General features: G+C 48.3%; 8 protein-coding genes. 6 read left to right on the forward strand and 2 right to left on the reverse strand.

Translation table 11 applies throughout. From position 1 onward, the window contains the following. The coding region (locus tag ACFVVF_RS17870; RefSeq protein WP_387812392.1) for an S-layer homology domain-containing protein at positions 1-2984 on the forward strand (2984 nt) is incomplete at its 5' end. A 317-nt stretch (positions 2985-3301) separates the two neighbouring features. Continuing rightward, on the forward strand, positions 3302-7012 hold the full coding sequence (locus tag ACFVVF_RS17875) for an S-layer homology domain-containing protein (RefSeq protein ID WP_387812395.1): 3711 nt from the start codon (positions 3302-3304) through the stop codon (positions 7010-7012). Positions 7013-7129: 117 nt separating this feature from the next. Here ACFVVF_RS17875 and ACFVVF_RS17880 read toward each other — a convergent pair whose 3' ends face one another. Both ACFVVF_RS17880 and ACFVVF_RS17885 read right to left on the reverse strand, forming a co-directional pair. Next, on the reverse strand, positions 7130-8023 hold the full coding sequence (locus ACFVVF_RS17880) for an alpha/beta fold hydrolase (protein WP_387812397.1): 894 nt from the start codon (positions 8021-8023) through the stop codon (positions 7130-7132). A gap of 85 nt (positions 8024-8108) precedes the next feature. Beyond that, a complete protein-coding gene (locus ACFVVF_RS17885; protein WP_387812399.1) occupies positions 8109-8708 on the reverse strand; it encodes a DUF2239 family protein in 600 nt (199 codons plus the stop codon). 150 nt (positions 8709-8858) lie between these two features. On the opposite strand from ACFVVF_RS17885, the gene ACFVVF_RS17890 reads away from it, so the two are divergent. The 4 genes from ACFVVF_RS17890 (at position 8859) to ACFVVF_RS17905 (ending at position 13852) form a co-directional block, all read left to right on the forward strand. Then, positions 8859-9956 (forward strand): GntR family transcriptional regulator, encoded by a 1098-nt coding sequence (locus tag ACFVVF_RS17890; protein WP_387812402.1) that lies wholly within the window; start codon positions 8859-8861, stop codon positions 9954-9956. A 380-nt stretch (positions 9957-10336) separates the two neighbouring features. Beyond that, the gene (locus ACFVVF_RS17895) at positions 10337-11191 is read left to right on the forward strand and encodes an ABC transporter permease (RefSeq protein WP_387812405.1); all 855 of its coding nucleotides are present in this window, start codon (positions 10337-10339) and stop codon (positions 11189-11191) included. Between the two features lie 13 nt (positions 11192-11204). Then, complete coding sequence (locus ACFVVF_RS17900; RefSeq protein WP_387812408.1) at positions 11205-12095, forward strand: carbohydrate ABC transporter permease; 891 nt, start codon at positions 11205-11207, stop codon at positions 12093-12095. A gap of 116 nt (positions 12096-12211) precedes the next feature. After that, positions 12212-13852 (forward strand): extracellular solute-binding protein, encoded by a 1641-nt coding sequence (locus tag ACFVVF_RS17905; RefSeq protein ID WP_387812411.1) that lies wholly within the window; start codon positions 12212-12214, stop codon positions 13850-13852. The last annotated feature ends 19 nt before the right edge of the window (positions 13853-13871 follow it).

Genomic DNA, 13871 nt, shown 5'->3' on the forward strand with positions numbered 1-13871 from the left:
CTCCTGCAATCACCAGCGTGGACATCAGTCCGAACAGCGCGAGCGTGATGCAAGGAGAAAGCAAGCAGCTGACGGCAACGGTAGTTGCGGTTGGCGGCGCAGCGACAACGGTAACGTGGACGAGCAGCGACAGCAGCAATGTGGCGGTGGACGGCACAGGAAATGTGACGGCAGCAGCGGATGCAGAGCCAGGTGACTACACGATTACGGCAACGTCAACCGTAAACAACAGCAAAAAAGCAACAGCGACAATCACGGTGACAGCAGCGCCTGCAATCACCAGCGTGGACGTCAGCCCGAACAGCGCGAGCGTGATGCAAGGAGAAAGCAAGCAGCTGACGGCAACGGTAGTTGCGGTTGGCGGAGCGGCGACGACGGTAACGTGGACGAGCAGCGACAGCAGCAGTGTGGCGGTGGACGGCACAGGAAACGTGACGGCAGCAGCGGATGCAGAGCCAGGCGACTATACGATCACGGCAACTTCAACCGCTAATAGCAGCAAAAAAGGAACAGCAACGATCACGGTTACGGCAGCCCCGGCAATTACCAGCGTGAGCGTGAGCCCAAGCACCTCAAGTGTAGTTCAAGGAGGCAGCAGGCAGCTCACGGCAACGGTAGCTGCGGTTGGCGGAGCAGCGACGACGGTAACATGGACGAGCAGCGACAGTGCCAATGTGGCGGTGAACAGCACAGGCCATGTGACTGTCGCAGCAGATGCGGAGCCAGGTGATTATACCATTACAGCAACATCGACAGTGAACAGCAGCAAAAAAGGAACGGCGACAATTACGGTTACGGCAGCGCCGACCTACACAATTGCTGCTCTCACGAATCAAACGTTAACAGCGCTTATCGAGGAATATGCACCGGGTACGCAAGAAGTCAGATCGATTCCTGTCTTGAATACGGGCTCAGGAGATTTGACAAACCTGTCCGTAACGATAAGCGGCGTAAATGCTACTGATTTTGTGATCACACAGCCAGATTCTGCCTTAGACAGCGGTGAATCCACAAGCTTTACGGTTGCAGTGAAGGACGGCTTGCCGGTAGGCACGTACAAGGCAACAGTTACGATATCGGCGGATCATATGATCCCTGTAACCTTTGCTGTTAAGCAAGCTGTCAGCTTGCCGAATACGCCTGTTAATCCGCAAAGCCTGACAGCTGCGGGAGGCGACCGTCAGGTTGCGCTCAATTGGAGTACAGTAGAAGGAGCGGCGTATTACAACATTTATATGGCGACGGCTTCAGGCCAATATGCTGAAGATGAGATTGCTACGGTTACTTCTTCTACTTACAACGTTCAAAACCTGATAAACGGCAAGACGTATTACTTTGTAGTGAAGGCTGGCAATGCAGGCGGCTTAGGCGAGATGTCTAATGAGGCAAGCGCAACGCCAGCAACCGTATCGGCAGCACCATCGAATGTGACGGCGACCGTGGGAGATGGACAAGTGACCATTACGTTTACGCCTCCAACAGACAACGGCGGAAGCCCGATTACACGATATGAGGTGACGGTGTCTCCGGGAAATATCGTTGTATCCGGAACGTCGAGCCCGATTGTTATTACGGGTCTAAATAACGGAACGAGCTACACCTTTACGTTAAAAGCGGTTAATGCAGCCGGATCGAGCACATCCTCTGCACAATCAAATGCTGTTGTGCCAGTATCAAGCGGGGGGAACGGTACTCCTTCGCCTGGCAATTCTACGCCGCCAGAGAAACCTGCCAATAGTGTAGATGTTCTTATTAACGGAAAAGTAGAAAATGCGGGAACAGCGACAACAAGCAAGCGGGATGGCCAGAATGTCCTAACCATTTCCGTCGATCAGAAGAAACTGGAGGAGAAGCTTGCGGCAGAAGGTAAAGGGGCTGTAGTTACAATTCCGGTTAATACGAAGTCGGACGTTGTGATAGGCCAGCTCAACGGACAGATGGTTAAGGGCATGGAAAGCCAGCAGGCCGTTGTAGTAATCAAGACAGACAATGCGACGTACACGATTCCTGCTGCACAGATCCAAATTGGAGCTTTAGCGGATAAACTGGGCAAGTCGGTTGCTCTTCAAGACATCAAAGTGCAAATCGAAATCGCCGCTCCTACGGCGGACACGTTGAAGGTTGTTGAGAACGCAGCAGCGAATGGCACATTCACGCTCGTGGTTCCGCCGGTTGATTTTACGATCAGAGCCACTTACGGGAATGCAAGCGTGGAAGTATCGCAGTTCAGCGCATATATGGAAAGAACGATCGCTATTCCGAACGGAGTAGATCCGAAGAAGATTACGACCGGCGTCGTAGTGGAGCCGGATGGAACGTTACGCCACGTACCGACTAAGATCGTTCTGATCGAAGGCAAGTATTATGCTCAGATTAACAGCTTAACCAACAGCACGTACTCTGTGGTCTGGCATCCGATTGAATTCGCGGATGTCGCGAAGCACTGGGCGAAAGCTGCGGTAAACGACATGGGATCGCGAATGATTATTGGCGGTACAGGCAACGGTCTGTTCAGCCCTGACCGCGATATTACCCGAGCTGAGTTTGCAGCGATTCTTGTACGCGGATTGGGACTGAAGCTGGATAAAGGAGCAGCGTCCTTCTCGGATGTGAAGGCGTCGGACTGGTTCAGCAGCGCAGTCAACACAGCTTATGAGTATCAGCTGATTAAAGGATTTGAGGACGGCACATTCCGGCCAAACGACAAAATTACTCGAGAAGAGGCCATGATGATTCTCTCGAGAGCAATGGCGATTACCGGACTGAAGGCTAAGCTGTCCGAACAATCGGTTGAGGCAATACTGCGTCCGTTTGGGGATGCATCCAAACTATCTGTATGGGCACACAGCGGCGTTGCGGACAGCGTGCAAGCTGGTCTTGTATCTGGACGAAGTACAGCAGAGCTTGCGCCTAAGGCGTTCATTACGCGGGCTGAGGTCGCAACCATTGTACAAAGACTTTTGCAGCAATCTGATCTAATTTAAGCTAGATATTTACAAGCAGTGGACTATCATTAAAAGAACCCTTTCCAGCAGCCTATTTCGTTGCTGGGAAGGAATTTTTTTTATGCGCCTGTTCCTTCCTGTATAATGGAATTGATTGAATAAATCAGACCATGGATTACGGCGTGAATGCAAGTAATGGTGAAGTAATCGCTTTAAAAGACTTATAGTTTTGTTAAAGTACCGCGAAGCCTTGATGCTGCGCGGTTTTTCGTGTTTTTTCGCTAAAATTTTTTATTATTCTTTTATCGCCTCCCGCTACAATCAGAGTGATAAGCGAGTAAACGGGAGGCTGTAACATGAATAATAGAAGGTTGAACAAAGCGACAGCGATGCTCATCGTAATCAGTATGATCGCAGGCATCATATTTGGAACCGGCATGCCGTCCGCGGTACATGCAGAAGAAGATTTGACGAACTTCTCAGGCGGGGAGGGTACGCTTGCGAACCCCTATAAAGTATCAAGTGAAAGGGAATTTCGCAATGTGACGATACCGGGCCCGGGCGCGTATTTCGAGCAGACGGGAAATATTGAGCTGTCGGGCAACTGGACGCCGCTTGCGAGCTTTAGCGGCAGCTATGACGGTAACGGATTTGGCATTTACAACATGACAATCAACTCCGGGGATCAATACCTCGGTTTGTTTTCCGCTTTAGCAAGCGGAGCAGAACTGAGAAATGTCAGCTTGATTGATTTCAATACGACTTCAACAGGCATGAATGCATTTGTTGGCGGTCTAACGGGACATGTAAATGCAAATGCAAAGGTGATAGATAGCTACAGCAAAGGCTCGGTTCAAGCAGCATCAGCTAACTATGCTGGCGGATTGGCTGGTGTAAACGAAGGAATTATTGAGGGCAGTTCCAGTCAAGCGGTGATCACTGGGGGCGGTAATGATGTGATTGCCGGCGGTTTAGCAGGAGCTAATACCGGATTGATAACGAACAGCAATGCGAGCGGTTCATTGGAAACTTATTATTACCGTTCTTATGCCGGCGGCCTTACGGGAACCAATACCGGAACGATATCGGGCAGCGGGAGCGGCAGTACAGTAACGGGCGGGGATGCCTTTTCCGGTGGCGGTTTGACCGCCTCCAATCTGGCCAGCGGGGTTATCAATGACAGCTACAGCACGGGCAAGGTGGCGGGTATCAGTGGCGGTGTTGTAGGCGGTTTGGCGGGCAGGAATACTGGCAATATCAGCAGAAGCTTTAGTACAAGCGATGTGAACATCGGAGCAGGAGGAATTGCCGGCGGTCTAGCGGGCTACAAATTTGGCGGGCTGATTAGCAACAGTTACAGCACAGGCAATGTGCTGGGCAGTGGATCTGTCTTCACTGGCGGTCTGGTCGGCATCAATCAAGGTGGAGATGTAACGAACAGCTATAGCACAGGGAGCGCAAGCGGCGGGACGGATGCCAACGGCGGTCTGATCGGGTATAAGCCAGTCGGCAGCGTCTCAAACAGCTTTTATTATAGTGAGGGGGGAGTTGTGTCAGAAGGGGGCACTCCTAAAGATGCGAATGCTTTCATGCAGCAATCCACCTTCACCTCTTGGGATTTCAGCAATGTGTGGAGAATTGCCGAAGGATATGCGTATCCATCCCTTCAATGGCAGCCTTATACCGCGAAGGAATCGACTTATTATGATTACGAGAGCTTGACTTGGGACTCCATTAAAGGGGCGAACAACGTCGCAAATAACGTCACGGAAAATCTTCAGTTGCCGGTTAGAGGAGCCGCAGGCTCATCAATTACGTGGAGCGTATCGCAGAGCGGCTTGATTAATCCTGCGACTGGTACGGTGACGAGAGCGTCGGATGACGACCACGAGGTCACCTTGACAGCGACGATAAGCCGATCAGGAGGTCAGACTCGGATTAAGGATTTTGTAGTAACCGTAATTGAAGCACCAAATAACAAGCCTAATCGCAAAGCATCAGTCAGCGCGTCGGCGAGCGCTAAAGTTACGAAAAATACGGCCTATTCATTGGATTTGTCTACGATCTTTGAAGATGCCGATGGAGATCCATTAAGCTACAACGTATCGGTTAACGGTGCGGCAGCTGCAGCGGCGAATAGAGCATATACCTATACGCCGACGGCTGCAGGTGTGGTTACACTCGCCTTTACTGCAGATGATGGCGAAGATGAGTCGGACGATACGTATACCGTTCAGATTACAGTGAACAATGCTCCCGTTCGGGAATCGAACACAGGGGCTATGACAGAAGCGGTTGTCATGGTGAATACACCTTACATGTTGAACTTGCTTCCGATTTTCGAAGATGAGGATGGCGATGGGCTAACCTACGAGGTGTCCATTAATGATGCAGCGGGAGTAACAGCAGCTGCAAATTATTCGTATACGCCAACGACGGCAGGAGTTGTGACACTCGTTTTTACAGCTAATGATGGAATGGCGGCTTCTACGGACAGCTACACGGTTGAGTTAACGGTCAATACGCTGCCTGTACGCAAGGCTGATGTGAACGCTACGGTACAAGCAGTCGTGACGGTGGACACACCGTATACGTTGGACTTGTCCACGATATTCGAGGATTTGGATGGCGATGACTTAACCTATGCAGTATCGATAAATGGTGCCACAGCAGTTGCTGCGGCAGCAGCCTACACGTATACACCAACAACGGCTGGCACTATAACGCTGGTCTTCACCGCTAATGACGGATTCGTGGGTTCCGCAGATCATTATACGGTTACGCTAACCGTGTCTCAGCCAAACAACGGTAACGGTAACGGTAATGGTAATGGTAATGGAGGCAGCGGCAATGGCGGAGGCACCGGAAGCGGAGCGGGGAGCGGGAGTACAGCCATCGACTATAAGGTTACGGTATCAGGCGATGCAGGAACGACGCTGCCGGTAAAGGTCGATCAAGCGGCAGGCCGTGCAACGGTAGCGATTGGAGCGCTGGCGGACAGCATTTTCACAGGTAAAAAGAAGACCGTATTGACGGTGCCGGATATTCCCGGCGTAAGTATCTATACCATTGAAATCACTGCGCAATCTCTTTCCAGTAATCAGTTGGAGGGTGAACTAATCTTTGCCACTCATGCAGGCAGCATTGCCATTCCATCCAACATGCTGCAAGGCGTGGCGGGTACTGAGGGGAAAGTTGCAGCCATTACGGTACGTACGGGTGATAAAAGCGGCTTATCCGCTTCAACCGCGGCGACCATAGGCAGCCGGCCATTACTGGAGCTCACGCTGACGCTCGATGGAACAAAAATAAACTGGAATAACCCGGCTTCACCGGTGAAGGTCTCGATTCCATACACGCCGACTGCTGAAGAATTGAGAGACTCTGAGCATATTGTCGTGTGGTATATCGACGGCCAAGGCAACGTCATCTCCATCCCTAGCGGCCGATACGACGCGAAGAGCGGAACTGTCACATTTGTGGCGACGCATTTTAGCTCATATGCCGTGGCTTATGTGCATAAATCCTTCGAGGATTTGGACAGCGTAAAATGGGCTAAGCATCCGATTGAGGTTATGGCCTCCAAAGGAATCATTAACGGCACATCGGCAGGGGTCTTCTCACCGGATGCCCGTATCACGCGAGCAGATTTTCTTGTCCTGCTTGTGAACACATTGGGACTGACGTCAAAGTTTGACGGCAACTTCTCGGATGCAGATTCGAATGCCTATTATTATGAAGCGCTGGGTATTGCGAAGCAGCTCGGGCTGGCGACGGGAAGCGGCAACAATGAATTCTATCCGAAGGAGAACATTTCGCGGCAGGATATGATGGTGTTGACGGCCCGTGCCCTGGAGAAATTCAAGGGATTGCCGCCTATGCAAACTTCCGCCGGTCTGGACGTCTACAGCGACCGGAAGGCGATTGCTCCATATGCGGAGCTGAGTCTGGCAGGTTTGGCAGAGGCAGGCCTGATCAACGGTTCAGGAGATAAGCTTAACCCGAGAGGGCTGACTACACGAGCGGAAGCGGCGGTTTTCTTGTACCGGATTTATAACCAATACTAATTGACTAATGTAACCACAAAGCAGACCTGTCCGATACTTGGGCAGGTCTGCTTTGTGGTTTAATTGTCCCGAAGAGAACCGCGGGACTTTGGTGGGTTGCTGTTCGGGAAGTAGATGTTAATTGTGACGGCGAGCTGTCCGCTCTATCCCATCGGCAGTCAATTCGTACAGTTGGTGCGGCAGGTCATGTCCCATGCCTTCAACCAGCATTAGCTCAGCGCCCGGGATAGCAGAAGCTGTATCCTCGCCACACGCCGGGACGAACAGCGGGTCATCCATCCCATGAATGACAAGTGCTGGCACTTTAATGGTCGCCAGCCGCGGACGACGGTCACCAGAGACGGCGATAGCAGCAATTTGTCGTCCGACGCTGCCTGGATCGTAGGATCGCCGGACTTCTTCTAGAATAAGCGCGTGATAAGCGTCCTCTTCAAAAGGATAGCCAGTTCCGGCGACGCGTTTGGCAAAAGCAGTGCTATGCGCCAAATATCCTGCTTCATCCTCAAAGGGGTTCGGAGCCGGTGAAGTCATCATGCCCATGACTTCTTGGGAAGCCTGCGGAAGAGCAGGATTACCGGAACTGGACATAATGGAGGTGAGTGACAATACCCGCTCAGGGTAACCGCTCGCTGCAACCTGAGCAATCATTCCGCCCATCGACCTGCCAACGAAATGTGCCCGGTCAATTGAAAGGGCGTCAAGCAGCCCGATAGCATCGTTTGCCATGTCGTCGAGCGTATAAGGGATGTCCGGCTGCTTCCCCGACATGAGCGCAGCTTCCAGCGCTTCGAAATCCAGCGTCGGATAATGGTTGAAATGCGTCGAGCAGCCGACGTCCCGATTGTCAAAGCGAATGACACGAAAGCCCCGCGCTGCTAATAGCTCACAGAACGGAACTGTCCACCGGATCATTTGGGTTCCAAGACCTGCGATTAGGATAATGGCCTCGTCATTGTCGTTACCGAAACTGTCATAGGCCAATTCAACACCGTTAACTTTCAAAATGTTCATAATCATATTCTCCTTTAATTGCTAGATCGTCATGATGACTCTGTTCACAATTCTTTTTTTTAATTCTTTGCGCCCTTATATGCTTTCATTCATTTTCAGGAAATGCATTAGCGGCTAATTTCTTGACATGGTGTCTAATATCAGGTGCCCAGTCATCGATGAAGTGATAAAAACGAACCCTATCACCGGCATATAGAGCCCGCAGAGCTTCTTCATATTGATGGAAGTCTCCGGCCATCGCTGTCATAAAGTTATAGGCTGCTTCTTGAGATGCTCGGATTGAGCTCTGTTGTTCTCCGGCATGGCGAGCCTCATCAATGAGTTTTCGTAATGTTACTGACGCACCTCCAGGCTGACTCTTGAGCCATTCCCAGTGCCGGGGCAATAACGTAACCTCACCAGATACAACTCCGAGCTTGGGCCGGCCGACCCGTCGTGCAGACTGTTGATTCCATTCTGTACCGGCTGAGCTGCCAAAATGTTCTTCTAGTCTTTGGAGCACATCCTCTGTTTTCCCGCGAAAATCAACATCTATTGGCTTCCCTGTGGAATCGTCAAATATAAGCAGCTGCGTAAGGTCTCTATCATTCAGAGCATCCTTCACTGTAGTAACAACGTGCTGTAATGAACCGCTGGCGACGACTTCTACACCCAAAAATGCCGTGCAGTATAGGGTATTACTCAAATACAGACCTCCTTTCTGGTTGTTTGTCTAATTATACCCGGATAAAAATAAATTATCAATATTACCCGGGTAAAATACACTGTATCACAGAACTTGACACAGTTTGAATGAAAAGTTAAGGTGAAAGAAAAAACGAGGAGATTTCATTTTGTGGCCAAGTACAGTGTTGTTAAACGAGATATTCATAACAGGCTGATAAATGGGGATTGGGCGGAGGGTTTTAGACTGCCATCCAGCAGAGAATTTGCCGAATATTATAATTCCAGTGTAAATACGGTGGAGAAGGCGATTAAAGAGTTGGTCCATGAAGGGTGGCTAATCAGAGATAGCCGAAGAGGGACTTTCATCGATAAACGGAAATTTGCGGTTCAGCAAGACAGTACGAATCTGGTAGCTGCATTGGTTTTTAGCATCGAAAATCCGCTGTGGGCGGCTGCATTAAGAGGAATTGAAGATGTATTGTATATAAAGGGATATCATCTATTAAGTTCAAGTAATGATCGAAATTTGGAAAAGCTGGAGACGCTTGTGAAGGGTGTAGTGGCAAGAAAAGTTGAAGGCGTCATCTTATGCCCCATCTCCGGTCAAGGACATGAAGAGATCAACAATCGCATCTTCTCCCTTCTTCAGGATAACGGAATTAAAGCCGTCTGCCTCGATCGAACGGAACATAACAGCACTATTCCATATGTAACAAGCGACAATATTTCCGGCGCTTATCAATTAACGAAGTTATTAATTGATCAGGGTCATCGTCGTATATTATTTATCCGAAATTCGAACGTTAGTACAATGGATGAGCGGCTGTTCGGATTTAAACAGGCGATGAGCGATTCCAATCTGGAATATTCCGAAGAGTTCGATATGATTATACCGACTCGAATGGAGGACTTTGCTGACGAATTCGACTGGTATTGTGAAGCTCTGGAACAGAAAATGAAAAAATTGAGCTTTACGGCTGTAGTGACAGCAAATGATCAGATCGGGGAAGCAGTCATTCATTCGTTCAAAAAGTTAAATTACAGCATACCTGCAGACGTATCGCTTGTTACCTACGATGCCGATAATTTATCCCGGAAACTCAATATTAATGTGACAGGAATTTCACAGCCTTTTTATGAAATGGGACAATGTGCCGCCGAGCTGCTGCTCAATTTGCTTGACAGAAAAGGCGATTCCTATGATATCGGTATCGTATGCAAATCGAAAATCAATATTGGCGAGTCGGTCAAAAAAATTATGCTCTGATCCAATTCAACACACTTTCAAATAGGCCAAAAAGGTACAGACCTCTCAAATAGAGAGGATCTGTACCTTTTTTTATATTTTAAAATCAAACAAATTCGAAGTCCGAAATGCTCGACTTTAACCCTCTCAAATTACGCAGGTTTACATTTTCTTTTTATCATCTGTATTAAAATATTTAATATATATATAACACAACTAATTATTATAATTGACACAGTTGTCTAAATATTATAACATCCAATTTACCGAAGTGAAATAATGCGCTTACATAGAGCGCTGTTTTGGTGAGCAGAGGCACATTTCTAGAGGGGGAGTGGAGCGGATTGGCAAGTCTGCGTAGTTTTTGGGGGAAATCATGGAATCAGAGATACTTGTTTTTAATGGTCCTGCCCGGTTTTCTCATTGTGCTGGTGTTCAGTTATTTTCCGATGTACGGAATACTGATGGCATTCAAAAAATATAGTGCGACGCAAGGAATATGGGGCAGCGAGTGGGTTGGCTTTAAATATTTCATCCTGTTTTTTAACGATCCAACCGCGTTAAGGGTCCTTAAAAACACGCTGCTGCTGGGGCTTTATTCTTTGCTATGGGGATTCCCGGCCCCAATCATTCTGGCTTTGCTGTTTAACGAAATCAAAAACTCCGTGTTCAAAAAAGTAGTGCAGACGATTTCCTATTTGCCTCACTTTATTTCCACAGTAATCATCGTAGGGATTATTAGGACGTTTACCGAGCGAGAAGGACTGTTTAATAAGATTGTCTCGTTATTCGGATCAGACGCCATCGTATTTCTCTCAGAGCCGAGCTGGTTCAGAACGATATTTATTAGCTCGAATATATGGCAGGGAATCGGATTCGGCACCATCCTATACTTGGCCGCACTAAGCAGCGTGGATCCTACCCTGTACGATGTCGCGAATATTGATGGGGCAAGCCGCTGGAAAAAAGTGTTGAATATCAACTGGCCGCACATCAAATCGACGACGATTATATTGCTGATATTTGCTGTGAGCGGTATTTTGGGTACTGACTTCCAGAAGGTGCTGCTGATGTACAGCCCGGACACCTACGAAGTCGCCGATGTGATCGGTACGTATCTGTACCGGGAAGGCATAATGGGGGCAAGGATTGAATACACGACGGCAATCGGGCTTTTCCAGTCGTTAGTTGCTTTTATATTGCTTGTCGGGGCTAACCTGATAAGCCGGAAGGTTTCAAATACAAGTCTTTGGTAGGGGGCACTTAGAGATGGTTGGCAAAGAGAGTGTCGGTTCGAGAATATTTGACCTCTTCAATATTATGATCATGTTGCTTCTATGTGTGGTTATGCTTTATCCGTTCTTGAACGTCATCGCAGTGTCATTGAGCAGCTCCGAGCACATCCTTCGAGGCGATATTACGATTTTTCCAAAAGGATTTAATTTAGGCGGGTACAGCTACATTTTCAAAGACCCGTTTCTCTATTCGGGATATCTCCATTCGATTATCTATGCGGCAGGATCTACATTGTGTATGTTGACCTTTACTTCGCTTATGGCGTACCCGCTTACCATTCATGAATTTGTCGCCAAGAAGTTTTTTGCAGTCTTCCTGGTCATCACGATGTTCTTTAGCGGCGGTATGATTCCATCGTACATGCTTATTCGCAGCCTTCACCTGCTTGATACTTACTGGGTCATGATTATCCCGGGCTGTATATCTGCCTTTAATGTCTTGTTGTTCAGGTCGTTCTATCAATCCATACCGAATGATTTGCGTGAGTCTGCGGTTATTGACGGCGCCAATGATGTTCAGATTTTATCCAAAATCTATTTGCCGCTTTCAAAGCCGTTGTTTGCGACCTTTGCACTGTTTGGAATCGTGGGGAGCTGGAACGGATGGTTTGAGGCGCTCATCTATCTGAACGACGAGAACAAATATCCGCTGCAATTAATTCTCAGAAAATATTTATTTACACTGTCCTTCGAAGCCGGAAGCGGATCGGCGGCTATGCAAGCGATGCTGGCGCAAATGCAGATGGACCCGAAAAATATTCAAATGGCGATTGTCGTCATCGCAATGTTTCCAATTATGATGATCTATCCATTTCTCCAAAAGTATTTTGTCAAAGGCGTCATGATCGGGGCTGTAAAAGGGTAATCGCTACCCTGTATCAAGTCGCCGAAGGGAGGTGATTCCCTGTAAGCAAGCATAGAAGGGCATTTAAGCAACTGTAGGGCAAACAAAGGGGAGTCTAAAAAATTGGAGGGGTAAGTATGAAGCAGCGTAAACGGGTTTTATCCGTTCTTCTCACCATCGTATTAGCATCAGTCACCATATTGGCAGGCTGCAGCTCCGGCAAAGAATCCGGGGCAGCAAATGAATCGGAAAGCGGCACTCTAAGCTTATCGGTTACATTGCCTTCCTTCGGCAAAAAAATCGAAGATGCCATGGTGCAAAAAGAATGGCTGACCCAAATGGAGGCCTTGACCGGGAAAAAGCTTAACATCAAGTATAACTATATACCGATCAGCGAGTATAACGATAAGACGAAAATTTTGCTCGCAAGCGGCAATGTGACAGATCTGGTATTGATCATGGACAAGAACTTGTTTAATCAATATGAAACAGAAGGCATGTTTGCCGATCTGAGCCAATACAAGGATCAGCTGCCTAATTATTTGAATCTGGTTAGCCAGGCGACGGACGGCGAGATCAAAGCGATCCGCTCCGACGGCAAATATTATGGCTTGTGGAATATGAATTTGCCGAGACAAGCCAAGGATAAAGGCATGGGCGTATATACGCCGGCAACTTACCGTTACGACATTTTGGAGAAGAATGGACTAAAGATTCCAACGACGCTGGACGAGCTGTACGAAACTGCCAAGAAGCTGAAGGAGCTTTATCCGAAATCATTCCCGGTAAGTACAGTATGGAGCTCCTTTGATCCGGTATTCTTTGCTAACCACAACGGCGGAGCTAAAGTATACTGGAACGGCGAGAAATATGTATTCGGACCAACGGAAGAGTCCTATAAGGAAGCTCTTCAATATGCGCACAAGCTGTATGCCGAGAAATTGCTGGATCCGGAAGTGTTCTCGGATAAAGATGACGCCATTAAGAAGAAGATCATGAACGGAACGAATATGATTTTGCTGAACAGTTGGTTTAACTCTGCTGCAGATTGGAACCGTACGGCAACAGGCGGAGAGAAGTTTATCATCTCGCTTTTCCCGGATAACCCGAAATACGGTACAGCATGGCAAGGCATTACTGATTTCAGCACGGTAGGTGTGGATCAGGGCGCAGTTATGGTTGTTAACGCCAAGTCCAAAAATGCCAAAGAACTAGTTCAGCTGATGGATTTGCAATACAAGCCGGAAATCATCGAACTGGTAACATGGGGTATTGAAGGGACGACCTTTACTAGAGGCGCTGATGGCAAGCCGACATTTGTCGATTCGATCAAGACAGCAGCCAACGCCTGGGAAGAAGGCGACAAGTACGGCATGAGAGCAAGCAGCTCGTATCGTCCGGGATTGCAAATGGCAATTGATACGAAAGCATTCGTCGATTTTGCTCCGAACGACCTTGGTTATGTGGATGGCAAGGTCTTGGAAACGCCGTGGGAAACGGCTTTCGCTGAGATGCCTTTCCCTAATAAATATACGGCTCCTATGGTGAGTGAGCCTTTCCTTGAGTTTACCGATGACGAACGGGAGCAAATGACTTCGGCCATGTCGCCGATCAACACTTACGTAGCGGAAATGCAAAACAAATTTATTTATGGCAAAGAGAGCTTCGACAACTGGGCGGCGTTCCAGGAAAAAATTAAAAAAACGGGCGATATTGATAAAGTGCTGCAAATCTATGCCGATGCTCTGAAAAGATATCACGAAAGAGCAAATAAATAGCATTAAGAATGGACCCGCA

Origin of the sequence: Paenibacillus sp. NPDC058174, assembly GCF_042883865.1 — a bacterium.
Lineage (GTDB): Bacteria > Bacillota > Bacilli > Paenibacillales > Paenibacillaceae > Pristimantibacillus.

Excerpts from the sequence above, each read along its gene's own strand:
- ACFVVF_RS17875 (WP_387812395.1), top strand. The coding sequence starts at position 3,302 with ATGAATAATAGAAGGTTGAACAAAGCGACAGCGATGCTCATCGTAATC.
- ACFVVF_RS17880 (WP_387812397.1), bottom strand. The coding sequence starts at position 8,023 with ATGAACATTTTGAAAGTTAACGGTGTTGAATTGGCCTATGACAGTTTC.
- ACFVVF_RS17895 (WP_387812405.1), top strand. The coding sequence starts at position 10,337 with ATGGTCCTGCCCGGTTTTCTCATTGTGCTGGTGTTCAGTTATTTTCCG.
- ACFVVF_RS17900 (WP_387812408.1), top strand. The coding sequence starts at position 11,205 with ATGGTTGGCAAAGAGAGTGTCGGTTCGAGAATATTTGACCTCTTCAAT.
- ACFVVF_RS17905 (WP_387812411.1), top strand. The coding sequence starts at position 12,212 with ATGAAGCAGCGTAAACGGGTTTTATCCGTTCTTCTCACCATCGTATTA.